This window comes from Sinorhizobium fredii USDA 257 (genome assembly GCF_000265205.3).
GTDB classification, from domain to species: Bacteria; Pseudomonadota; Alphaproteobacteria; order Rhizobiales; family Rhizobiaceae; genus Sinorhizobium; species Sinorhizobium fredii_B.
In genome coordinates this window covers 5647407-5670000 of sequence record NC_018000.1, presented here as the reverse complement: position 1 = coordinate 5670000, position 22594 = coordinate 5647407, and the positions used below count along the sequence as shown (strand labels likewise).

Here is a 22594-nt window from a genome sequence, read left to right as displayed (position 1 = left end):
GGCTGGAGGTAGGAGGGAAGTCTTGTCGTTCAAGGCATGGATGTTGTTGGGGTGTCCTTCGGGATGCCCTTCTGGTGTTCATGGCTGATTGGTGTTGCCTGACCGCGCATCACCGGACAGATCTCGAGAAGCTGGTCTTAAGACAGGCTGCAAGCGAACCGCTCGGCGTGGTTCCAATAAAGCAGACCTGTCGAACACGTCGATGGCATCTGATTGGCCCGGTTGTAAAAGGTAACCGGGCTTTTGGGCGGCTTTCGCGGCACATTCAGTTGTGCCCGGATGGCCAGGTTTGGCTGCCCTACGAGGCGACAAGCCGAGTGGGTAAGCTTAGCCAAACCCAAATAAGGATGAGCATTGGCAATGAGAACGATCAAGTGTCAAAAGGGCATTTGGTGGATGCCTTGGCATGCACAGGCGATGAAGGACGTGATACGCTGCGATAAGCCGTGGGGAGCTGCGAATGAGCTTTGATCCATGGATCTCCGAATGGGGAAACCCACCTTAGATGCTTGGGAAATCATTTTGGTTGTCGGACCGTTGGTCCGACGGTACGGCGAACGATCGCCGACGGCCTTTGGCCTTGCGGTGCTGCGCACCGAACACGTTTCCCTCGCGGGGGACGGAGTTCGAAGCGGAGCTTTGCAAGCGCAAAGCGCGTCGCCGGTCGTCCGGCGTTAGAAGAACCAAAATGGTTTCCAAGCATTGTTGAAAGGTATCTTATCCTGAATTCAATAGGGATAAGAAGCGAACGCAGGGAACTGAAACATCTAAGTACCTGCAGGAAAGGACATCAACCGAGACTCCGCAAGTAGTGGCGAGCGAACGCGGACCAGGCCAGTGGCAATGCGGAATAAAGTGGAACGATCTGGAAAGGTCGGCCGTAGCGGGTGATAGCCCCGTACACGTAGAACACGCATTGTCCTTGAGTAAGGCGGGACACGAGAAATCCTGTCTGAACATGGGGAGACCACTCTCCAAGCCTAAGTACTCGTGCATGACCGATAGCGAACAAGTACCGTGAGGGAAAGGTGAAAAGCACCCCGACAAGGGGAGTGAAATAGAACCTGAAACCGGATGCCTACAAACAGTCGGAGCCCGCAAGGGTGACGGCGTACCTTTTGTATAATGGGTCAACGACTTAGTGTGACATGCAAGCTTAAGCCGGTAGGTGGAGGCGTAGCGAAAGCGAGTCTGAACAGGGCGCCTTAGTATGTCGCATTAGACCCGAAACCGAGTGATCTAGCCATGAGCAGGTTGAAGGTTGGGTAACACCAACTGGAGGACCGAACCCGCATCTGTTGCAATAGATTGGGATGACTTGTGGCTAGGGGTGAAAGGCCAATCAAACTCGGAAATAGCTGGTTCTCCGCGAAATCTATTTAGGTAGAGCGTCGACCGAATACCCCCGGGGGTAGAGCACTGGATGGGCTATGGGGACTCACCGTCTTACTGATCCTAACCAAACTCCGAATACCGGGGAGTACTAGTCGGCAGACACACGGCGGGTGCTAACGTCCGTCGTGAAAAGGGCAACAACCCTGACCTCCAGCTAAGGTCCCCAAGTCATGGCTAAGTGGGAAAGGATGTGAGGATCCCAAAACAACCAGGATGTTGGCTTAGAAGCAGCCATCATTTAAAGAAAGCGTAACAGCTCACTGGTCTAAATAAGGGTCTTTGCGCCGAAAATGTAACGGGGCTGAAGCCATGCACCGAAGCTGAGGCTTACGATCTTCTAGCGAAGACGTAGGGGTAGCGGAGCGTTCCGTAAGCCTGTGAAGGGATACCCGTGAGGGGTCCTGGAGGTATCGGAAGTGCGAATGTTGACATGAGTAACGATAAAGAGGGTGAGAGACCCTCTCGCCGAAAGACCAAGGGTTCCTGCTTAAAGTTAATCTGAGCAGGGTTAGCCGGCCCCTAAGACGAGGCGGACACGCGTAGTCGATGGGAACCACGTTAATATTCGTGGGCCTGGTGGTAGTGACGGATCGCACAAGTTGTTCGGACTTATTGGATTGTCCGGGCGGCGGCGCGGTTCCAGGAAATAGCTCCACCGTATAGACCGTACCCGAAACCGACACAGGTGGTCAGGTAGAGTATACCAAGGCGCTTGAGAGAACTATGTTGAAGGAACTCGGCAAATTGCACGCGTAACTTCGGAAGAAGCGTGACCCTTTTTGACGCAAGTCAGATGGGGTGGCACAGACCAGGGGGTAGCGACTGTTTATCAAAAACACAGGGCTCTGCGAAGTCGCAAGACGACGTATAGGGTCTGACGCCTGCCCGGTGCTGGAAGGTTAAGAGGAGGGGTGCAAGCTCTGAATCGAAGCCCCAGTAAACGGCGGCCGTAACTATAACGGTCCTAAGGTAGCGAAATTCCTTGTCGGGTAAGTTCCGACCTGCACGAATGGCGTAACGACTTCCCCGCTGTCTCCAACATAGACTCAGTGAAATTGAATTCCCCGTGAAGATGCGGGGTTCCTGCGGTCAGACGGAAAGACCCCGTGCACCTTTACTATAGCTTTACACTGGCATTCGTGTCGGCATGTGTAGGATAGGTGGTAGGCTTTGAAGCGGGGACGCCAGTTCTCGTGGAGCCATCCTTGAAATACCACCCTTATCGTCATGGATGTCTAACCGCGGTCCGTCATCCGGATCCGGGACAGTGTATGGTGGGTAGTTTGACTGGGGCGGTCGCCTCCGAAAGAGTAACGGAGGCGCGCGATGGTGGGCTCAGAGCGGTCGGAAATCGCTCGTCGAGTGCAATGGCATAAGCCCGCCTGACTGCGAGACTGACAAGTCGAGCAGAGACGAAAGTCGGTCATAGTGATCCGGTGGTCCCGCGTGGAAGGGCCATCGCTCAACGGATAAAAGGTACGCCGGGGATAACAGGCTGATGACCCCCAAGAGTCCATATCGACGGGGTTGTTTGGCACCTCGATGTCGGCTCATCGCATCCTGGGGCTGGAGCAGGTCCCAAGGGTTTGGCTGTTCGCCAATTAAAGCGGTACGTGAGCTGGGTTCAGAACGTCGTGAGACAGTTCGGTCCCTATCTGCCGTGGGTGTAGGAATATTGACAGGATCTGTCCCTAGTACGAGAGGACCGGGATGGACATATCTCTGGTGGACCTGTTGTCCTGCCAAGGGCATAGCAGGGTAGCTATATATGGAAGGGATAACCGCTGAAGGCATCTAAGCGGGAAACCCACCTGAAAACGAGTATTCCCTTGAGAACCGTGGAAGACGACCACGTTGATAGGCCGGGTGTGGAAGTGCGGCAACGCATGAAGCTTACCGGTACTAATCGTTCGATCGGCTTGATCGTTCCCATTGCTCATGCTCATCAAAAGATGAGCTGTTGACTGTCCTGACGCGCCAAAGCGCTCCGGACGGGCCGCGCCAGATGGCGCGACGGCCTTTGGCCTTGCGGAGCTGAAGCTCGGCAAGCGCCACAAGCACCGTCAAAGACGTGTTCAAAAAATGAAGTGAAAACTTCAGCCAGCTTCTCAAATCAGTTTGCTCCCTCCGGGGAGCAAAGCTTGCGCTTTGCCGACCTGGTGGTTCTGGCGGGGTGGCTGCACCCGTTCCCATTCCGAACACGGCCGTGAAACGCCCCAGCGCCGATGGTACTTCGTCTTAAGACGCGGGAGAGTAGGTCGCTGCCAGGTCTGCAAATCGCAAGCGTAAAACGCCGCTCCCCGTCGAGCCAACGAGACGGACAAGGCAGCGGCGCAAAAAGATCATCTTCTCTTCAGCCTTCGGCCCGGCCGAAACAATGGGCCGCTCAACGCGGCCTTTTTTGCTTCGGAAACCGCAAAAATAACGCCGGGTGCAGCAGCCCTCCGGACCGCAGGCCAAAGGCCGAGGACCGGCAAACACAAAAACAACCGGGCTAAAACAGCCGGTTCAGAAATAACGCGGGGTGGAGCAGCCCGGTAGCTCGTCAGGCTCATAACCTGAAGGCCGCAGGTTCAAATCCTGCCCCCGCAACCAATCGCAAGACAACAACAAGGCCCGCCCGGATCATCCCAGGCGGGCCTTTTGCTTTTACCGCCCACCGCACACACCGAACTCGCCACTGCCAGCTTCTCCTCGAAATGGTTCCGGATCTCCGCGCGCAGCCGCTTCTCCATCAGCATCACCACTACAATTGCCGCCATGAGTTGCTGTTGGAATGGCCGCTTTCAGCGCAGCTCAGGATGCGAGGCAAGGCTCAGGCTCCGTCGAGTTGGACGTTGGACAGCTGCAGCCAAGGCGGGTTGTCGGCGTACATCTCGCGAATGATCTGCTTGATCTCTTCGATCCTTCCTTTCTGGTCGTCGCGCCTGAAGCTCATGATGATCGGCGAGGTGGCGTTCTCGTCTTTTATGGTGCGGTAACATACGTCGTCGGGTCTTTGCCGTTGCGACGCCGCGGGAATGATGCAGAGACTGACCCCGGCCGCCACAATACCCAATGCGGTCTGAATCTCACGGACCTCTTCCACGCTGGCAGGCGAAATGCCCTGCTCGGTCAACATGTTGAGGACCTCGTCGGCAAAGCTCGGACGCGGCGCCGACGGATAGACGATGAGCGGTTCTCCTTCCAGTTCGGCAAGCGCGATCGGCTCGGTGGGGAGCGATTTCGGATGCCCCTTGGGGAAAGCGACGACCAGTCGTTCCTCTCGAAGCGTCAGCCTCTCGACCTCCCGGTCGTTGAAGCGAACCCTGCCGAAGCCGAGATCGATCCGCCTCTCCTTGAGAGCGGTCACCTGCTCGGTCGACATCATTTCGCGGATCTCGATGTCGAGATCCGGCCAGCGCTTGCGCATGCGGCGGACGAGGTCCGGCATGCCGCCATAAAGGGTCGAGCCGACGCAGCCGATGACGTAACGCTCCCGTTTCGACAAGCCGATCTTGCGCGTCTGCTCGCGCATGTGTTCCGTCCGCGCAATGATCTGTCCGGCCTGTTCGTAGAAGAAGCGGCCGGCCTCCGTCAGATCGAGAGGACGGTTCGACCGGTCGATAAGCAGAACGCCGAGTTCCTCTTCCAATTGCTGGATCTGCCGACTGAGGGGCGGCTGTGCAATGTGCAGGATTTCCGCGGCCCGCGAGAAGTTCCGCTCGCGCGCGACGGCAAGAAAATAGCGCAGCTGCCTCAGCTCCACGATTATACCTTTCAGGTATCAAAACCAACTTTTATAGTTTTGGACTCATTTTAAAGTGGACGCTAATTTCCTCGCAATCAAGGAGGAAGCCCGGTGTCCACGGAAAGCCGCATCAGCGCGATCGAAACAATTATACTCGATCTGCCCACCATCCGGCCACATCGGCTGTCGATGGTGACCATGAACCGGCAAAGCATGACCATCGTCCGCGTCCGCTGCTCCGACGGCTTCGAGGGGCTCGGAGAGGGGACGACGATCGGCGGTCTCGCTTACGGGCCGGAAAGTCCGGAAGGCATGAAGCTGACGATCGACGCGTATATCGCGCCGCTGCTCATCGGCCGTGACGCGACGCGCATCCAGGCGGCCATGGACGTCGTCGTCAAGGCGGTAAAGGGAAATCACTTCGCCAAATGCGCGGTCGAGGCCGCCCTGCTCGATTGCCATGCGCATCGCCTCGGCCTGCCGATGTCGGAACTGCTCGGTGGGCGGCGTCGCGACAGCCTTCCAGTTGCCTGGACGCTCGCCTCCGGTGACACCGCCAAGGATATCGATGAGGCGCAAGCCATGCTCGACCGGCGGCGCCACAAGGACTTCAAGCTGAAGATCGGCGTCAAATCGATCGAAGAGGACATTCGCCATGTGAGCGCCATTCGAAGGGCGCTGCCGGACCTGGCCTCCATCCGGGTCGACGTCAACATGGCCTGGCGGGAGCGGGAGGCGCGCAATGCGATCGCGGCCCTGGCCGACGCCGGCTGCGTGCTGGTCGAACAACCGGTGCACGGGATCGCGTCGCTCGCCCGTCTACGGCGAACGTCCTCGATCGCCATCATGGCCGACGAGGTTCTGGTTGGGCCTGAAAGCGCGCTCGAGGCGGCGACAGCGCGGGCTGCCGACGTGTTCTCGATCAAGATCGAGCAGGCGGGAGGGCTGTTTGCCGCCGCCCGGGTGATCGCGATCGCCGAAGCCGCAGGCGTCAGCATTTATGGCGGTACCATGCTGGAGGGGCCAGTCGGCACGATCGCCGCCTGTCAGCTACTCGCAAGCGTCAAGGAACTGGAATGGGGCACCGAGTTCTTCGGTCCCCTGCTGCTGACCGAGGAAATCCTGGAGGAGCCGCTGCGCTACGAGAACTTCGAGCTGCAATTGCCAACGGATCCCGGGCTCGGAGTGACGCTCTCCGCGGAAGCCGTCGATCGGTTCCGCAGGGACGGCAAGCACGCTTCGACCTTGCGTGTGGTGGGGTGAGACCATGCTCTTTCATGTGCGGATGAACGTGAACCTTCCCCTCGACCTGCCCGCTGCCGAGGCGGCCGAGATCCTCGCCCGAGAGAAAGCCTATTCGCAGGAACTGCAGCGTACCGGCAAGTGGCGGCATATCTGGCGGATCGCCGGTCAGTACGCGAACTACAGCGTCCTTGACGTCAGGGATAATGCGGAATTGCACGAGGTACTCTCGGGACTTCCGCTGTTCAAATTCATGGACATCGAGGTGACGCCGCTTCTGCGGCATCCCTCCGCGATCCGTGAGGACGACAGCTAAGTGCCGTCGTCACCGGTGCTTCCGGGAGGACGGGAGCCGCCGCAGTTTCAAAACAATCCGAGTGGAGGAATCACCATGAACGTGAAGATTTTCGAAAGAGCGGATATCCAGGACTTTCTGAAGGCCCTGAGCGGTTTGGACAAGGTCGGCGGCAATCCGCGCGTCAAGCAGATCGTTCATCGAATTATGTCCGACCTGTTCAAGGCGATCGATGATCTCGATATCACCCCCGACGAATACTGGACCGGTATCGCCTGGCTCAATGAAATCGGTGCCGCCGGACAGGCCGGCCTGATCTCGCCTGGTCTCGGCCTCGACCATTTCCTCGATGAGCGCCTCGACGCGATTGATGAGGCACTCGGCATCGACAATCCGACCCCGCGGACCATCGAAGGCCCGCTCTATGTGGCCGGCGCGCCGGTATCGCACGGCTTTGCGCGTCTTGACGACGGCACCGACGCCAACGGCCACACCTTGATCATGCATGGCACTGTCTACGGAGCCGATGGCAAGCCTCTGTCGGGCGCTCTGGTCGAGGTCTGGCACTGTGATACGCGCGGCTTCTATTCGCATTTCGACCCGACCGGAAAGCAGGCGCCGTTCAACATGCGTCGCACGATCATCGCCGACGCAAACGGCTGTTATAAGTTCCAGAGCATCGTGCCGCACGGCTATGGCGTGCCGCCTGGCAGTCCGACCGAGCGGCTGCTTTCCGCGCTCGGCCGCCACGGCCAGCGTCCGGCGCATATCCACTTCTTCATCAGCGCCGACGGTCACCGCAAGCTGACGACCCAGATCAACATCGACGGCGACCCTCTGGTCAATGACGATTTCGCCTATGCGACGCGCGACGGCCTGGTCCCGGCCATCATCGAGCGGACCGATGAGACCAGCATCAAAGCAAACAATCTCAGCGGCCCGTTTGCCGAAATTGAATTCGATATTCGCCTCACCGCGCTGGTGGACGGTGTGGACAACCAGATCAACGAGCAGCGCAAGCGTGCTGCAGCGTAAGCGATGACAGCGGCGGCCCGTGAAAGCCGCCATCCCCAACCACCGTTATTCGTGCAAAGGCGGCACTGTTCCGAGCTCTGCCTTTGCGGAAGGTAAGCTATGTCTGCGATTATCGATAAGGCCCGGGATCTCGACCATCTGCTCGCCACGGCTGTGCAGGATGACAAGGAAGCCGGCATGTTCCGTTGCCGCCGTGACATCTTCACCAACGAAGACCTGTTCGAACTGGAGATGAAGCACATCTTCGAAAGCAATTGGGTCTATCTGGCCCATGAAAGCCAGGTGCCGGAGAACAACGACTATTATACGACCTATATCGGCCGCCAGCCGGTGGTCGTGACCCGCGACAAGAACGGCGACCTGCACGCGGTCATCAACGCCTGCGCCCATCGCGGCGCGATGCTTTGCCGGCGCAAGCACGGCAACAAGGGCAGCTTCACCTGTCCCTTCCACGGCTGGACCTTCTCCAACACCGGCAAGCTGCTCAAGGTCAAGGACGAGAAGACCACCCAATATCCGCCCCAGTTTGCGCAGAACGGTTCGCACGACCTGAAGCGCGTGCCCCGGTTCCAGAGCTACCGCGGCTTCCTGTTCGGCAGCCTGAACGAAAACGTGGCGACGCTCCAGGACTATCTCGGCGAGACGAAGGTCATCATCGACCAGATCGTCGACCAGGCGCCAGACGGGCTCGAAGTGCTGCGGGGCAATTCGTCCTACATCTACGACGGAAACTGGAAGCTGCAGATGGAGAACGGCTGCGACGGTTACCACGTCAGCTCCGTGCACTGGAACTATGCCGCGACGATGGGGCGGCGCAAGGAAGAGGGCACGAAGGCGGTCGACGCCAATAGCTGGAGCCGTTCCGTGGCGGGCGTCTACGGCTTCGAGAATGGCCACATCCTGCTGTGGACGAACACGATGAACCCGGAAGTCCGCCCGGTCTATAACCAGCGCGACGAGATCAAGGCGCGCGTCGGCGCGGAGAAGGCGGATTTCATCGTCAATCAGACCCGCAATCTCTGCCTATATCCGAACGTCTTCCTCATGGACCAGTTCAGCACGCAGATCCGGGTCACCCGCCCGCTCAGCGTCGACAAAACCGAAATCACCATCTTCTGCTTCGCGCCGAAGGGCGAGAGCGAAGAGGCCCGGGCGCTGCGCATTCGCCAGTACGAGGATTTCTTCAATGTTTCCGGCATGGGCACCGCCGACGACTTGGAAGAGTTCCGCGCCTGCCAGGCCGGTTATGCCGGTACGGCCGCGCTCTGGAACGATCTGTCCCGGGGCGCGCCCCTGTGGATCGACGGTCCGGACGACAACGCGAGGAGGATGGGTATCGAGCCGCTTCTGTCCGGCGAACGCAGCGAGGACGAGGGACTGTTCGTCCGCCAGCACGAATATTGGGCCAAGGTGATGCGCGAGGCGCTCGCCGCCGAAAAGAAGGAGGTGGCGGCATGAGCATTTCCTACGAAGACATCTGCGCCTTCCTGTACAAGGAGGCACGTCTGCTGGACGACCGCCAGTGGGATGAGTGGTTGACCTGTTATGCCCAGGACGCGACCTACTGGATGCCATCCTGGGACGATGACGACCAGATCACCGAGGATCCGCAGTCGGAGATTTCCCTGATCTACTATCCGAACCGCGAAGGTCTGGAAGACCGCGTGTTCCGGATCAAGACGGAGCGGTCCGGAGCGTCGACACCGGAGCCGCGCACCAGCCACAACGTCAACAATGTCGAGGTGCTGGCGCAACGCGGCGAGGAGGCGGATGTCCGCTACAACTTCCACACGCTCAATCACCGCTACAAGGTCACCGACCACTTCTTCGGGACCGTGTTCGTCACCCTGCGCAAGAGCGACGACCGCTTGCTGATCTCAAGCAAGAAGATCGTGTTGAAGAACGACTACATCCGCCAGGTCATCGACGTCTATCACATCTGACAGGCATCGCCGGACGACACAGGAACTGGTGAGGAGGGTTCCATGGCCAGCTACAGCATCGCTTTGAACTTCGAGGACGGCGTTACCCGTTTCATCGAATGCAAGGACGGCGAGAAGGTTCTCGATGCCGCCTTCCGCAACAAGATCAACCTGCCGATGGACTGTTCCGACGGCGTGTGCGGCACCTGCAAGTGCCGTGCCGAGAGCGGTACCTACGACCTCGGCGACGACTATATCGATGATGCGCTGACCGCCGACGAGGCGCAGAGCGGTCTCGTCCTCACCTGCCAGATGAGGCCGTCCTCCGACGGCATCATCGCGGTCCCCACGACCTCGGTTGCCTGCAAGACCGGGCAGCAGAAATTCGCCGCCACTCTCACGCGTGTGGTACCGCACAACGATGCGGCGATCGTGCTGGAACTGGAAGTCGACGCCACGGCGCCCGTGTTCCTGCCCGGCCAGTATGTCAACATCGACGTGCCCGGCAGCGGCCAACACCGCTCCTATTCGTTCAGCACGGCGCCTGGCGAACAGCGCATCGGCTTTCTGATCAAGAAGATCCCGGGCGGCGTGATGAGCAACTGGCTGGAGCGGTGCGAAGTCGGAACAAAGCTCGAGCTGACGGGCCCCCTGGGCAGTTTCTATCTGCGGGAGGTCAAGCGCCCGCTCATGTTCCTGGCCGGTGGCACCGGTCTCGCGCCGTTCCTGTCGATGCTGGAAGTGTTGGCCCGCGAGAACTCGCAGCAGCACGTCCATCTCGTCTACGGTGTCACCCGGGACCTGGACCTGGTGCTCGTCGACGAGATCGAGGCCTACGCCAAACGGCTTGCCAGTTTCACATACAGCACGGTCGTGGCCGAGGAGGCCTCCAGCCATCCGCGCAAAGGCTGGGTGACCCAGCATATGCCGGAAGAGGCACTCAATGGCGGCGATGTCGACGTCTATCTGTGTGGTCCCCCGCCGATGGTCGATGCCGTGCGCCAGTATTTCGGCGACAAAGGCGTGAAGCCCAACAGCTTCCACTACGAGAAGTTCACGCCCAATGCGGCCGTGAAGGAGGCCGCGTGAGCACGGCACGCTTCGAAGGCCGTTTTGCCGGCAAGGTGGTGGTCGTCACGGGCGCCGCGCAAGGCATCGGCCGTGCCGTGGCGATCCGCGCCGCGGAAGAGGGCGGCAAGGTGCTGTTCGTGGATCGCGCCGAATTTGTCACCGAGGTCGCTGCCGAGGCCCCGGGCGCCAAAACCGCGGCCTTCAATGCCGACCTCGAAACCTATGAAGGCGCGGCGGCAGCGATGCGGTTTGCCGAGGAGCGGTTCGGCGGCATCGACATCCTGATCAATAATGTCGGCGGGGCGATCCGCATGCGTCCCTTCGCGGAATTCGAGCCTGAGCAGATCGACGCCGAAATCCGCCGTTCGCTGATGCCGACGCTTTATTGCTGCCATGCTGTTCTGCCGCATCTGTTCGCGCGCGGTGGCGGCGTCGTCGTGAATGTCTCGTCGAACGCCACGCGCGGCATCCACCGCATGCCCTACTCGGCCGCTAAGGGAGGCGTGAACGCAATCACGCAGTCGCTGGCGATGGAGCTCGCCGGACGCAACATCCGCGTGGTCGCCACGGCGCCGGGCGGCACGGAGGCGCCGCCGCGCCGGATCCCGCGCAATGCCGCCGGTGACACCGAAGCGGAGAAGGCCTGGATGGCCGACGTCGTCCAGCAGGTGAAGCAATCGAGCTTCATCAAGCGCTACGGCACGATCGAGGAACAGGCCGCACCTATCCTGTTCCTGGCATCGGACGAGGCGTCCTACATCACCGGCAGCGTTCTGCCGGTCGCGGGAGGCGACTTCGGCTGAAATTTCAAGACTGACTGCGTAACGACTCGGGGAGGAGCGATAATGCGCACTATCGACGTGAATGAAGCCATAGACAACAATCCCTTCGGGAGCTTTCAATGGATGGTGGTCGGGCTGTGCGCCTTGCTGCTGATCGTCGACGGTTATGACGTCTTCGTTGCCGGCACCGTGTTGCCGACTCTGATTGCGGAATGGGGGCTGAGCAAGCCGGAGGCCGGCGCATTGCAGGCGTGGGCGCTGTTCGGCATGATGTTCGGCGCCCTCTTTTTCGGCCCGCTGGCCGACAGGATCGGGCGCAAGAAGGGCATTGCGATCAGCTTCCTGCTCTTCACCGTCGCCACCCTTCTGACCGGCTTCGCCTCGTCGCCGGTTGAATTCAAGGTGTTCCGTTTCCTCGCCGGTCTCGGCTGCGGCGGGCTGATGCCGAACGCCGTAGCGCTGATGAACGAATACGCCCCCAAGCGCCTTCGCGGCACGATGGTCGCGCTGATGTTCTCCGGCTATTCGGTCGGCGGCATGGTTGCGGCCAGCGTCGGCATCGGCATGATCCCGCAATACGGCTGGAAGCCGATGTTCTTCATCGCCGCGATCCCGCTGCTGATGCTTCCGTTCATCCTGTGGAGGCTGCCTGAATCGCTCGGTTTCCTCATTCGGCAAGGGCGGCAGGAGCAAGCAAAGGAGATTTACGCCAAGATCGCCCCGTCCTCGCGTCTGGGAAGCGGCGACAAGCTGGTCTTCAACGAGACCAAGGGTGCTTCGGCATCGGTCATCGAACTGTTTCGTCACCAGCGCACGCTGCGTACGCTCATGCTGTGGGTGGCATTCTTCTGCTGCCTGCTGCTCGTCTATCTGCTGTCTTCTTGGCTACCGACGGTCCTGCAGGAAGCCGGCTATGCGGAGAAGGCCAGCCTCTTGAGCCTCTTCTCGCTCAATTTCGGCGGCATGGCAGGGGCAATCGCAGGCGGCTGGCTCGGTGACCGGTTTGGGCTGCCGAAGGTCGTGGTCGGCTTCTTCATTGCCGGCGCATTGTCGATTGCGCTGATCGGTCTGAATGCGTCGCCGGCGTTGCTGTTCCTGATGGTCTTCGTCGCCGGCGGCACGACAATCGGCACGCAGATCCTGCTCTATGCCAGCGTTGCCCAGCTTTACAACCTCTCGGTGCGCTCCACCGGTCTGGGTTGGGCCTCGGGCGTCGGCCGCATCGGGGCGATCGTGGGTCCGACGCTGGGCGGCTTGCTGCTGGCGCAGGAATATCCGCTCCAGCAGAACTTCCTGATCTTCTCCATTCCGGCGGCGATTTCCGCATTGGCGATGCTGGTCTTCGCGGTGAGCAATGCGCGCCGCGTAGAGGAACCGCAACCGGTGACAGCGTAGGAACAAGGATCGCCACGCCGGTTTCCTGCCGGGCCGCCGGTCATCGGTTTCCAGGCAGCGCATGGGTTGAACGCCGTGCGCTGCCTGAATCCCATGCAGTAGGAGCCAAGGTGAGCCGAGCAGATATTTTGATCCTTGCAAGGAATGATGCGCATGACCCTGCTATCCTCGCCGGAAGACGGCAACACCGCCATCACGGCATATTTGAATCTTCCCACCCACCGCCTCCATTACCGGATCGATGGTGCCGACACTTCCGCACCATGGCTCGTCTTCTGCAATTCGCTGGGCACCGACGTGCACATGTGGGATCCGCAGATCGCTGAACTGTCGCAGCATTTTCGCGTGCTGCGCTACGATTGTCGTGGTCACGGCAGGTCTTCGCCGCCGCCGCCGCCGCCCTATGCGCTGTCCGACCTTGGCAACGACGTCATCGCCCTGCTCGACGCGCTGAAGATCGAGCGTGCGCATTTCTGCGGTTTGTCGATCGGCGGCCTGACCGGGCAGTGGCTGGGTGTCAACGCCAGTCACCGCTTCGATAGGATCGCGGTCTGCGCGACGGCGGCCCGGATCGGCACTGCCGAGAGTTGGATGGCACGCATCGAAGCGGTTAAAGCGGATGGCCTAGCGAGCTTGATCGCAGCCACGGCTGAACGCTGGTTCACGCCAGAGTTCCGTACGGTCGAGCCCGGTGTAGTCCAGAAGGTGCTCGACAGTTTTGTTGCGACAACCGTGGATGGCTATAACGGCTGCTGCGGCTCTGGCAGGCGCCGACCTGCGCGAGGACCTCCAACGAATCGCCAATCCTCTACTTGCCATATCCGGTGACGACGATCCGGTATGTCCACCGTCGGACCTCAAGACCATCGCCGCCTGCGTAGAACAGGGCCGGCACCTGCCGCTGCCCGGCCGGCATGTCGTCAATATCGAGTCGTCGCAGGCGTTCAACGCCGCACTCCTGGCTTTTCTTCGGTCCTGAGCCGCGGCTTGCGGCGGCGCTCCGCTTGTCGGGCGTCATGCGGTCGGGCGATGCACGCAAAAGGAACCCGTTTACACAGCGCTCCCCCGAAGGAGCGGCCTTTATTCCGCCCGCATCTTCATATTCTGTTAAGGAATACATTCCTCGCGGAGATTTTGCCCATGGCGCTCGGTGCATCCCAACGTTTGCACGATGGCGTTGCGGCCGTCGAAACCATGACGCGCTTTGCGCTTGCGGTGCTGGCGCTTGCCTCGGGCGTCTACACCTATCTCGGCGTACGCAGCATTCTCGACGGCTCGCCGACCTCGGTTTTCTTCGCAGCAATCATCTACTCGGCCTCGGTCTCTGTCGGCATCTACGCCTTCTGGACCTACATGGCCCGCTTCTATCCGCATGTGACGACCCATACGGGCCGGGCCGCTATGTTGGGTGTGATGGCTTTGGGCGCGGCCATGATCATCGCCATGTCGAGCTGGCTCAATGCGGCGGCGCTGGCAGGTTCGGCCGCGGAAACGGTGGAGGACTACACCGCCGACCTCGATCAGGCGCACCAGAACGCGCTTGCGGCCCAAAGCCTGCTGCCCGATATCCAGCGCGCATCTGAGCGCTTCGCCCAGCTTGCCGCCTCGGAGCGGCAATCGGGCGCGCTCACCGGCACGACGGGGTCGGGAAGCGTGGTGCAGCTTCTGTCGCAAATGTCGGCGCAGATGAAAGAGCTCGAAAATGGCATCAACGCCTCCCGCGAACAGGTCACGACGCTGTTCAACGAAGGGCAGAAGCGGCTCGAAACCATGCGCACGCTGGTCTCCGCGCCGGGTGCGATCGAGCCGCGCGCCGACCAGTTCTCTTCCGAAGTGGTGGCGCTCACAGGTGTCATAGCTTCGCTGGGACAGACTTCGATCGCGCCATCGATCCGTCGCGCCGCAGACGACCTCTCCCTCGGCTTCATCGCACCGGTGGCCGACGGCGGTGATGCCGATCTCGTCAACCGCCAGGACAGGGTGATGGAGACCGTGCGGACCTCGGTGGCGGCGCAATCCAAGGTGCTCTCCGATGCGGCCGACGAAATCCTTGCCCGTGCGCCGGTGGCGGAGCGGCGCTTCGTTCCGCTGTCCTCCGCCGAAGCCGTATTGCGCTATGCGACTGATTTTATTCCGGCCTGGTCCGGTGCCATTTCCATCGATCTTCTGCCCGGCGTGTTGGTCTTCATTCTTGCCGCCGTGCACAGTGCTATCCGCAAGCAGGAGGAGAAGCTGCCGTTTGCCGAGCGCATTACAGCGGCCGAACTTCTTCAGGCGCTGGAAGTGCGGCGAGCCGTAACAGCAAACGGGATAAATCTCGGGGAAATGGGCGCCCAGGCGGAAATCGAGAGCATGGCCGAGGAGCCGAACAACATCACCAGTCTCGATCCGAGAACGCGTGCAAAGGATCGGTCGCATGAGGATCGATGACCTGTTCAAGGCGCTGATGCGGCTCGACGACGGTGTGTTGATGCGCGGCGCCTTCTTCACGTTGCTATCGGCCGCGGCGGTCTTCCTGCTGATCGACGTGCGCGACCTCACCGCCATGAACGCCGAACTGCCGGGTTTCGACCCGATGCATCAGAACCAGCCCATCCTGCCTCCCGCGCTGACCGACGGGATGCCCAACGCTCCGCCGGTACGACCCGCAAGCCCAAATGAGGTGCTGCGCCAGCCGATGAAATTCGAACTCACGTCTGGCGGCGTATTGCTCGCCGAAGGCACCATGGACCCCGGGGCGGGTGCGCGCTTCGCCCAGGAGCTCGAAGCGCGCGGCGAATATGTGACGACGGTGGCGCTCAACTCCCCGGGCGGCTCGGTGGACGACGCGCTCGCCATTTCGAAACTGATCCGCGACAAGAAGCTCAATACCAAAGTGGCGTCAAAAGCCCTCTGCGCGTCCTCCTGCCCGATCGTCTTTGCCGGTGGCCTGGGGCGCGTGGCCGAAAAGGATGCGGTGGTCGGCGTGCACCAGGTTTTCAATGGCAGCACGGTCCGGCCGACGGCAGAGCAGGCCATGTCGGCCGCGCAATCCACCACCGCCCGGGTCGCGCGGCATCTTGATGCAATGGGTATCGGCGCCGGGCTGTGGATCAATGCTCTCGAAACACCGCCGGACCGGCTCTACTATCTGACGGCGAAGGAGATGGCCGATTTCAGGCTGACAACGGAGCCGGTCGCCACCGCCAAGAAAAAAGGCTGACCTTGGAAGGCCATCCCCGCCGACAGGCTTTCGCAGATTGACGGGTTCGCTCATGCTCGTGTTTGCGTTCGCAGTACTGTTCTGGGCGGCGCGATGAACGCTCATGATCCGTCGTCAGTCGACTTGCTCGACCGCCGGCCGGATACCGGAGGAAGTGCCTGATGCGGTGCCTGTCCCTGACGCGCATTATCCCCGCCGCGATGGTCGCTGCAATCGCCGCTTGGCCCGTCATGGGCGCGCAGGGGGACGACCCGGATTGGCCGTGTATCCAGCGCAAGGTTGCGGAGCTTTCGCTCGGCCAGTTCTGGACCGGCGCCGAGCTGCCGCAGACGTCCGCCGGCTGGTCGAAAGATGCGGCCATCTCGGCTTTGGTGACGGAATTGTCGGCGCGCCGCGTGCCGCTGCCGGAGGCGCAGCGAAAGATCAGAGAGTATGCGGAAAGCCTGCCGGAGGGCGACAGGCAACGGCGCATGACCATGCTCGTGCAGGGCCTGTTCGATCATATGAACCGAGAGCGCTCGCAGGTTATCGCCGGCATAGCGCGCTACGCCCACCGGCAGAGGGACATGGCGGCATTCCTGCGGCAGGAAGCTTCAGCGGTGGATGCTTTGCAGGCGAAGCCCGGTGCCGACCCGAACGAGCTTCAACAGCGGAACGATCGGCTCGTGTTTCAGACCCGCGTTTTTCAGGAGCGTGCGCAATCGCTGAGCTTTGTCTGCGAGGTGCCGACCCTGATCGAGCGACGCTTGTACGCCCTGGTCAAGTCGATTGCTGAAGCGCTGGAGGATCGATGAGCCCAGAGCTGTCGCCGCGGGCGACGCGGCAGGCGGGACCTCTCGTGGATTAATTGACGCTCGTTTATCGCACGCGTATCCTCTTCGTTGGCTTTCCATCAGGCACCTTGCGAAAGCCAGCTGTCGGACTGTCACGCAAAACTTGCCGGTCAGCGTAGGTTCTGCGCGCGTTCGTGCGGGAGGTGCTTAAGTGAACCTCGTCGATCTCGTCCTGACCGTCTGCACGCTGGCCGACCCTACAAGTTGCCGCACCGAGCACCTGTATTTCGAGAGCCACGGATCGCTGATCCAATGCATGATGTTGGCCCCGGTCGAGATCGCGAAGTGGGCCGAGAACCATCCGGGGCTGAAGATCGTGCGGTGGAAGTGTGTTTTCCCGGACAAGGGCGGGGAAATTTGAAGTCGCTGCAAGCAGTTGTTGGCAATCAGTTGTTGGCATGCAGTTGTTGGAAGGTGGCATCATGAACATATCGCGGCGTGCGCTTTGCGGGGTGGCCTTGCTGGCCGCTGCAAATCCTCTGGGCCTCCATGTCTTGGCAAGTCCATCCGCTCCGAAGATACGGGTGGGTGTCCTGAAGTTCGGCACGGTGAATTGGGAACTCGATACCATCAAGCACAATAAATTCGATGCGGCTCATGGCATCGACGTGGAAGTCGTCTATTTCGCCGGCGAGGACGCCACTAACGTGGCCATGCTTGCGGGCGATCTCGACATCATCGTTTCCGACTGGTTGTGGGTGTCGCGCCAGCGTTCGCAAGGAGAGGATCTGACGCTCGCACCTTACTCGACCGCCGTTGGCGCGATCATGGTCAAAGAGGACGCGGCAATTCGTCAAATCACCGATCTCGTGGGGAAGAAAATCGGCGTGGCCGGTGGATCGCTCGACAAGAGCTGGCTTCTGATCCAGGGACTTGCACAGCGCGACCACAAGATCGATCTGACCAGGGAAAGCGACGTCGTTTTCGGCGCGCCGCCGCTGCTGTCGGAAAAGGCTCTCTCAGGAGAACTCGACGCCGTCTTGAACTTTTGGCATTTCTGTGCGCGGCTCGAGGCAAAAGGCTTTCGCCGCCTGATCGGTGCCGACGAGGCGGCCAAGGCGCTCGGGGCATCGGGGCCGGTCTCGGCGTTGGGCTATGTATTCCACGACAAATGGGCGAACGAAAACCCGGATGCGGCGATGAGCTTTGTCAAGGCAAGCGCAGACGCAAAGAAACTCCTGGCTCGATCCGACGCCGAATGGCAGCGTTTGGCGCCGATTGTGCGCGCCGAGGGCAGGGAACTCGATGTGCTGCGCGATCGCTATCGTCAAGGCATCCCAGGTCGGCCTGTCGCCGAAGAGGAAAGCGATGCCGCCAAGCTGTACGAGATTCTTGCGGAACTGGGCGGGGAGAAGCTCGTCGGCGCAGCGCGGCAGATGGCTCCCGGGACGTTCTGGGCTGCATTGAAGACATGACGGCAGGATCGGAAAACGGATTATCGGCACGCCGGCGCGCGCGCACGGTCCGTGGGATTGGCGCCGCGTTGCCCGCGGCGACGGCCTTGGCATCGCTCCTCATGCTATGCCTGCTCTGGAGCCTTGCGGCAGGAATCTGGCCGAGCCGTGCCTTTCCGCCACCGCTCGAGGTCTGGCGAGTGCTTCTCAAGGAGGCGGCGAGCGGCGACCTTGGCTTTCATCTGGCAATGACACTCTGGCGGGTCGCGGCCGCCTACGTCGTCGCCATGATCGTCGGGTCGGTGATCGGCGTCCTGCTCGGCATGCACCGGCGGGCGGATTCCTTCTTCAATCCGTGGCTCGTGCTCTTTCTCAACCTGCCGGCACTGGTCGTCATCGTGCTCGCCTACATCTGGTTCGGCCTGACGGAGGCCGCCGCAATCGGCGCCGTTGCCATCAACAAGATACCCAATGTCGTCGTCACCATGCGCGAGGGGGCGCGTGCACTCGAACCCCGTTTCGCCGAACTGGCCACGGTCTACCGGCTGGGGCCGCTCGACCAAATTCGCCACATCCTGGTGCCGCAGCTGCAGCCTTACTTCGCCGCCGCCTCGCGTTCCGGCATTGCGTTGATCTGGAAGATCGTGCTCGTCGTGGAATTGCTTGGCCGCTCCAGCGGTGTCGGCTTTCAGATCTATCTCTACTTTCAGATATTCGATGTTGCCGCCATCCTTGCCTACACGCTGGCCTTCGTGGCTATCATGCTGTTGATCGAATTCCTTCTGGTGCAGCCAGTTGAACGACATGCAACCCGTTGGCGCCGCCGTTCCGCTTAAAGTCGACATTACCGAGAAGACCTTCCGCTCGGCGGAGGGCGTCACGATTGCCGCACTGCGCGAACTTTCCTTCGAGGTCAGGCAGGGTGAATTCGCCTGTCTGCTCGGCCCGTCAGGCTGCGGCAAGACCACCACCCTGCGAATTCTGCTGGGTCTCGATCGGCAGTTTTCGGGCAGTTATCAGTTGCCCGAAGGCGGCTCCAATCGCATTGCTGTGGTCTTTCAGGAGCCCGTCCTTCTCCCCTGGCGGACGGTGGAGCAGAACGCACGCCTGGCTCTGTCTCCGCGCCTCAGGGACAAGGATCTGGACTGGCTGTTCGACATTCTGGGCCTCTCCGCGATGCGGTCGCTCTACCCTTCGGAGCTTTCGCTTGGCCTTGCGCGCCGCGCCGCGCTGGCACGAGCCTTCGCCACGGAACCCGCAATTCTCTTTCTGGACGAGCCGTTCGCCTCGCTCGATGAGCGAACCGCCGACAGACTCCGTCGTCTTCTGATGACCGTGTGGGCGGCCAGACCCACCACTGCCCTGATGGTGACTCACAATTTGCGTGAGGCCCTACTACTTGCCGATCGCATTGTCGTGCTGTCCCCGCGCCCCGCGCATGTGCTGGGCATCTTCGACGTGGGCCTCGTGCGCCATTTGCGCGATGCGCCGTCGCTGGACCATCTTGTCGCGGACTTTCACAAGAGGTTTCCGGACGGGGTTTGATTGCGCTCCACCGGAAAATCCGCTGATGGGGCCACCGGCGATCGGCGGCGGATCTTGATCGAGGATCAGAAGCAGCGGACCTCTGCTTCAGCCTGTGCTCGCCTGAGCTCTGTGAGAGCGGATTTCGCCGGCGCGCTCTCGCGAAACAGAGCCCCTCGTTCGCCCGTCTGAAGTCCGAGGCTCCTGAACGTCTCGGCCGCCTCATAGCGCTCGTAGGGCATGATCGAAGCTATGACGTCAATCGAGCAAGAACAGCGCTCTAGGGCGGCTCGTGTTTCGCCATTGGCTTTCATGCAGGCGTACACATAGTCCACAACTGCAACTGTCGGGTACCCTTCGGCCCCCGATGCTGTGACAGCACCCATGAGCGCAGCGGCAACAGCAATCGCGCCCAAAGTTCCAGTGGCCATCGCGAAATCTCCCGCAGGTATAGACAGAGGCAGCAGCCATGTAAACTTATGTCGACCCCCATATTATTGTAGAATTCGGGAGAGTAGCCAATATAAAACCGAGTAACACCCATGTTGCGTAGCAGCATGTTTCGTTTTGCGCCGCACAAACAACGTGAGATTTAATTTGCGTTATTTGGTCCAAAAGCCTATTCTTCCACCGGTTTCCGGCTTCAAGGCTTGTCTTTAGGGAGCGGCAAAGTGTCCGATCAATGGGACTGGCAATTGCGATGCCCACTGCCCATCCAAACGACCGTGACACGCTGACGGAAGCGCATGTCCCACGACAAGCATGATATCGCTTGGGCTGGCCTCTGTGGTTATCCCGAGGATTTGTGATGGCGATCCTCGGGTTGAATATCGACATCGGGAGGATTTCGCATGCGCACGCTTGGAAAACTCGCATATCTGCCGATGACCGCTGCTGGATTTCTGACGGCGGCTCTTGCCGGAAGTGCATTGGCCAATGAGGAACTGATGACCCTTTCGGCCGACGCGAAGAATTGGGCGATGCCCACGGGCGACTATGCGAACACCCGCTACTCGAAACTGAAGCAGATCAACAAGGACAACGTCAAGGACTTGCAAGTCAAGTGGACATTCTCGACTGGCGTGTTGCGTGGCCATGAAGGCGGCCCGCTCGTGATCGGCGACGTGATGTATGTCCATACGCCGTTCCCGAACATCGTCTATGCGCTTGATCTCAAGAACGAAGGCAAGATGCTTTGGAAATACGAGCCAAGGCAGGATCCGAACGTCATCGCGATCATGTGCTGCGACACCGTCAACCGCGGTCCGGCTTACGGGGACGGCAAGATCATCCTTTACCAGGCTGATACGACGGTCACCGCGCTCGACGCCAAGACCGGCAAGGTCGCATGGCAGGTCCTGAATGGCGAGAAAAAAGATGGGAGTCTGTCCGAATCGGGCACGTCCGCACCGATGGTGGTCAAGGACAAGGTAATCGTCGGCATATCCGGTGCCGAGTATGGTGTCCGCGGTCACATCACGGCCTACAATTTGAGCGACGGCAAGCGAGCCTGGCGAGCCTATTCGACGGGTCCTGATTCAGAAACACTGATCGACCCGGAGAAGACGACTCATCTCGGCAAGCCGGTGGGCAAGGACTCCGGGATGAACACCTGGGAAGGCGAGCAGTGGAAGACCGGCGGCGGAACCACATGGGGATGGTACTCCTACGATCCAGAGCTCAACGTTATTTATTATGGCACGGGGAACCCTTCGACCTGGAACCCCAACCAGAGACCTGGCGACAACCGTTGGTCGATGACGATCTTCGCGCGCGATGCCGACACGGGCATGGCCAAGTGGGCCTATCAAATGACGCCTCACGACGAGTGGGACTATGACGGCGTCAACGAAATGATCCTTGTCGACGACATGGACATCAAGGGGCAACCAAGGGACGTGCTCGTGCATTTTGACCGCAACGGCTTCGCCTACACCCTCGACCGTGCAACGGGTGAGCTTCTGGTTGCCAAGAAGTATGATCCCACGGTGAACTGGGCGACCGAGGTCGTGATGGATCCCAAGAGCGACCAGTATGGGCGTCCGCAGGTTGTAGACAAGTACTCCCCCGAACATAACGGCGAGGACTTCAACACCACGGGTATCTGCCCGACAGCGCTTGGAACGAAAGACCAGCAACCGGCGACCTATTCGCCAAAGACGAAGCTGTTCTACGTGCCGACAAACCATGTTTGCATGGACCTTGAGCCCTACAAGGTGAGCTACACCGCCGGTCAGGCCTATGTGGGCGCGACCGTGAACATGTACCCGACGCCCAATAGCCACGGCGGCATGGGTAATTTCATTGCCTGGGACGCGGCCAAGGGTGAGATAGTCTGGTCGAAGCCGGAGCGGTTCTCGGTGTGGTCAGGTGCGGTCGCAACGGAAGGCGACGTCATCTTCTATGGCACGCTTGAAGGCTACATCAAGGCGGTCGATACGCAAGGAAATGAACTCTACAAGTTCAAGACTCCTTCCGGCATCATCGGCAACATCAACACCTTCGAACACGGCGGCAAGCAGTATGTCGCGGTTCTGTCGGGTATCGGCGGCTGGGCAGGCATCGGACTCGCCGGTGGTCTCTTGGGCGCTGAGGGTGCTGCAGCGTGGCAGCAGGCGGTGGCCGGTGAGAGAGCTCCGACCGAAGAAAGCCGAAGCATCGCTACAGCAGGTTTGGGTGCGGTAGGCGGCTACGCCGCATTGGCCGAATACACGACGCTGGGCGGACAACTGACGGTATTCGGTCTTCCGGATTGATCACGGGGCAGATCCGGC

At 60.5% G+C, this 22594-nt stretch carries 20 protein-coding genes, 1 tRNA gene and 2 rRNA genes; 20 read left to right on the top strand and 3 right to left on the bottom strand.

What is annotated here, in order from left to right:
* Positions 1-368 precede the first annotated feature (368 nt).
* The 3 genes from USDA257_RS26585 (at position 369) to USDA257_RS26575 (ending at position 3990) form a co-directional block, all read left to right on the top strand.
* A 23S ribosomal RNA gene (locus USDA257_RS26585) occupies positions 369-3322 on the top strand.
* A 228-nt stretch (positions 3323-3550) separates the two neighbouring features.
* Positions 3551-3665, top strand: a 5S ribosomal RNA gene (gene rrf, locus USDA257_RS26580).
* A gap of 248 nt (positions 3666-3913) precedes the next feature.
* A tRNA-Met gene (locus USDA257_RS26575) sits at positions 3914-3990 on the top strand.
* Between the two features lie 220 nt (positions 3991-4210).
* Here the strand turns inward: USDA257_RS26575 and USDA257_RS26570 are convergent.
* A complete protein-coding gene (locus USDA257_RS26570; protein WP_014766082.1) occupies positions 4211-5143 on the bottom strand; it encodes a LysR family transcriptional regulator in 933 nt (310 codons plus the stop codon).
* 93 nt (positions 5144-5236) lie between these two features.
* On the opposite strand from USDA257_RS26570, the gene USDA257_RS26565 reads away from it, so the two are divergent.
* The 9 genes from USDA257_RS26565 to USDA257_RS26525 all read left to right on the top strand — a co-directional run bounded on the left by USDA257_RS26565 (position 5237) and on the right by USDA257_RS26525 (position 13695).
* A complete protein-coding gene (locus USDA257_RS26565; protein WP_014766081.1) occupies positions 5237-6388 on the top strand; it encodes a muconate/chloromuconate family cycloisomerase in 1152 nt (383 codons plus the stop codon).
* A 4-nt stretch (positions 6389-6392) separates the two neighbouring features.
* On the top strand, positions 6393-6683 hold the full coding sequence (gene catC, locus USDA257_RS26560; protein WP_014766080.1) for a muconolactone Delta-isomerase: 291 nt from the start codon (positions 6393-6395) through the stop codon (positions 6681-6683).
* Between the two features lie 75 nt (positions 6684-6758).
* The gene (catA, locus tag USDA257_RS26555; protein WP_014766079.1) at positions 6759-7697 is read left to right on the top strand and encodes a catechol 1,2-dioxygenase; all 939 of its coding nucleotides are present in this window, start codon (positions 6759-6761) and stop codon (positions 7695-7697) included.
* Between the two features lie 99 nt (positions 7698-7796).
* The gene (locus USDA257_RS26550) at positions 7797-9155 is read left to right on the top strand and encodes a Rieske 2Fe-2S domain-containing protein (protein ID WP_014766078.1); all 1359 of its coding nucleotides are present in this window, start codon (positions 7797-7799) and stop codon (positions 9153-9155) included.
* A complete protein-coding gene (gene benB / locus USDA257_RS26545) occupies positions 9152-9640 on the top strand; it encodes a benzoate 1,2-dioxygenase small subunit (RefSeq protein ID WP_014766077.1) in 489 nt (162 codons plus the stop codon). The genes USDA257_RS26550 and benB overlap by 4 nt, the downstream gene beginning before the upstream one ends.
* 42 nt (positions 9641-9682) lie before the next feature.
* Positions 9683-10708 carry a benzoate 1,2-dioxygenase electron transfer component BenC gene (benC, locus tag USDA257_RS26540; protein WP_014766076.1) on the top strand — a complete coding sequence of 342 codons (1026 nt, stop codon included), beginning with the start codon at positions 9683-9685 and terminating at the stop codon, positions 10706-10708.
* A complete protein-coding gene (benD, locus tag USDA257_RS26535; protein WP_014766075.1) occupies positions 10705-11493 on the top strand; it encodes a benzoate diol dehydrogenase BenD in 789 nt (262 codons plus the stop codon). Before benC ends, benD begins: the two co-directional genes overlap by 4 nt.
* Before the next feature lie 42 nt (positions 11494-11535).
* Entirely contained in the window at positions 11536-12867 is a 1332-nt protein-coding gene (locus USDA257_RS26530) for an MFS transporter (protein WP_014766074.1), read from the top strand.
* Between the two features lie 147 nt (positions 12868-13014).
* A complete protein-coding gene (locus USDA257_RS26525; protein ID WP_223843378.1) occupies positions 13015-13695 on the top strand; it encodes an alpha/beta fold hydrolase in 681 nt (226 codons plus the stop codon).
* On the opposite strand, the gene USDA257_RS38095 is transcribed toward USDA257_RS26525, so the two are convergent.
* A complete protein-coding gene (locus USDA257_RS38095; protein WP_223843377.1) occupies positions 13676-13906 on the bottom strand; it encodes a hypothetical protein in 231 nt (76 codons plus the stop codon). The genes USDA257_RS26525 and USDA257_RS38095 overlap by 20 nt on opposite strands.
* A gap of 101 nt (positions 13907-14007) precedes the next feature.
* Between USDA257_RS38095 and USDA257_RS26520 the strand changes: the two genes are divergently transcribed.
* The 7 genes from USDA257_RS26520 (at position 14008) to USDA257_RS26490 (ending at position 19841) form a co-directional block, all read left to right on the top strand.
* A complete protein-coding gene (locus tag USDA257_RS26520) occupies positions 14008-15297 on the top strand; it encodes a hypothetical protein (RefSeq protein ID WP_041414694.1) in 1290 nt (429 codons plus the stop codon).
* The gene (locus USDA257_RS26515; RefSeq protein ID WP_014766071.1) at positions 15284-16069 is read left to right on the top strand and encodes a COG3904 family protein; all 786 of its coding nucleotides are present in this window, start codon (positions 15284-15286) and stop codon (positions 16067-16069) included. The genes USDA257_RS26520 and USDA257_RS26515 overlap by 14 nt, the downstream gene beginning before the upstream one ends.
* 161 nt (positions 16070-16230) lie before the next feature.
* The gene (locus tag USDA257_RS26510) at positions 16231-16863 is read left to right on the top strand and encodes a hypothetical protein (protein ID WP_014766070.1); all 633 of its coding nucleotides are present in this window, start codon (positions 16231-16233) and stop codon (positions 16861-16863) included.
* 190 nt (positions 16864-17053) lie between these two features.
* Complete coding sequence (locus tag USDA257_RS26505; RefSeq protein WP_014766069.1) at positions 17054-17263, top strand: hypothetical protein; 210 nt, start codon at positions 17054-17056, stop codon at positions 17261-17263.
* Between the two features lie 61 nt (positions 17264-17324).
* Positions 17325-18317 carry an ABC transporter substrate-binding protein gene (locus USDA257_RS26500; RefSeq protein ID WP_014766068.1) on the top strand — a complete coding sequence of 331 codons (993 nt, stop codon included), beginning with the start codon at positions 17325-17327 and terminating at the stop codon, positions 18315-18317.
* A 101-nt stretch (positions 18318-18418) separates the two neighbouring features.
* Positions 18419-19132, top strand: coding sequence for an ABC transporter permease (locus tag USDA257_RS26495; protein WP_048657521.1), 714 nt, complete (start codon positions 18419-18421; stop codon positions 19130-19132).
* Positions 19101-19841: an ABC transporter ATP-binding protein gene (locus tag USDA257_RS26490; protein WP_041414693.1), complete on the top strand. Its 741-nt coding sequence runs from the start codon at positions 19101-19103 to the stop codon at positions 19839-19841. The genes USDA257_RS26495 and USDA257_RS26490 overlap by 32 nt, the downstream gene beginning before the upstream one ends.
* Before the next feature lie 65 nt (positions 19842-19906).
* On the opposite strand, the gene USDA257_RS38090 is transcribed toward USDA257_RS26490, so the two are convergent.
* Positions 19907-20251: a hypothetical protein gene (locus USDA257_RS38090; protein ID WP_041414692.1), complete on the bottom strand. Its 345-nt coding sequence runs from the start codon at positions 20249-20251 to the stop codon at positions 19907-19909.
* A gap of 453 nt (positions 20252-20704) precedes the next feature.
* Between USDA257_RS38090 and USDA257_RS26480 the strand changes: the two genes are divergently transcribed.
* A complete protein-coding gene (locus USDA257_RS26480) occupies positions 20705-22576 on the top strand; it encodes a methanol/ethanol family PQQ-dependent dehydrogenase (RefSeq protein ID WP_048657519.1) in 1872 nt (623 codons plus the stop codon).
* Positions 22577-22594: the final 18 nt, after the last annotated feature.

Coding starts and splice junctions, on each gene's coding strand:
- catC (WP_014766080.1), top strand. CDS start 6,393: ATGCTCTTTCATGTGCGGATGAACGTGAACCTTCCCCTCGACCTGCCC.
- catA (WP_014766079.1), top strand. CDS start 6,759: ATGAACGTGAAGATTTTCGAAAGAGCGGATATCCAGGACTTTCTGAAG.
- USDA257_RS26550 (WP_014766078.1), top strand. CDS start 7,797: ATGTCTGCGATTATCGATAAGGCCCGGGATCTCGACCATCTGCTCGCC.
- benB (WP_014766077.1), top strand. CDS start 9,152: ATGAGCATTTCCTACGAAGACATCTGCGCCTTCCTGTACAAGGAGGCA.
- benC (WP_014766076.1), top strand. CDS start 9,683: ATGGCCAGCTACAGCATCGCTTTGAACTTCGAGGACGGCGTTACCCGT.
- USDA257_RS26530 (WP_014766074.1), top strand. CDS start 11,536: ATGCGCACTATCGACGTGAATGAAGCCATAGACAACAATCCCTTCGGG.
- USDA257_RS26525 (WP_223843378.1), top strand. CDS start 13,015: ATGCGCATGACCCTGCTATCCTCGCCGGAAGACGGCAACACCGCCATC.
- USDA257_RS26520 (WP_041414694.1), top strand. CDS start 14,008: ATGGCGCTCGGTGCATCCCAACGTTTGCACGATGGCGTTGCGGCCGTC.
- USDA257_RS26515 (WP_014766071.1), top strand. CDS start 15,284: ATGAGGATCGATGACCTGTTCAAGGCGCTGATGCGGCTCGACGACGGT.
- USDA257_RS26510 (WP_014766070.1), top strand. CDS start 16,231: ATGCGGTGCCTGTCCCTGACGCGCATTATCCCCGCCGCGATGGTCGCT.
- USDA257_RS26500 (WP_014766068.1), top strand. CDS start 17,325: ATGAACATATCGCGGCGTGCGCTTTGCGGGGTGGCCTTGCTGGCCGCT.
- USDA257_RS26495 (WP_048657521.1), top strand. CDS start 18,419: ATGCTATGCCTGCTCTGGAGCCTTGCGGCAGGAATCTGGCCGAGCCGT.
- USDA257_RS26490 (WP_041414693.1), top strand. CDS start 19,101: ATGCAACCCGTTGGCGCCGCCGTTCCGCTTAAAGTCGACATTACCGAG.
- USDA257_RS38090 (WP_041414692.1), bottom strand. CDS start 20,251: ATGGCCACTGGAACTTTGGGCGCGATTGCTGTTGCCGCTGCGCTCATG.
- USDA257_RS26480 (WP_048657519.1), top strand. CDS start 20,705: ATGACCGCTGCTGGATTTCTGACGGCGGCTCTTGCCGGAAGTGCATTG.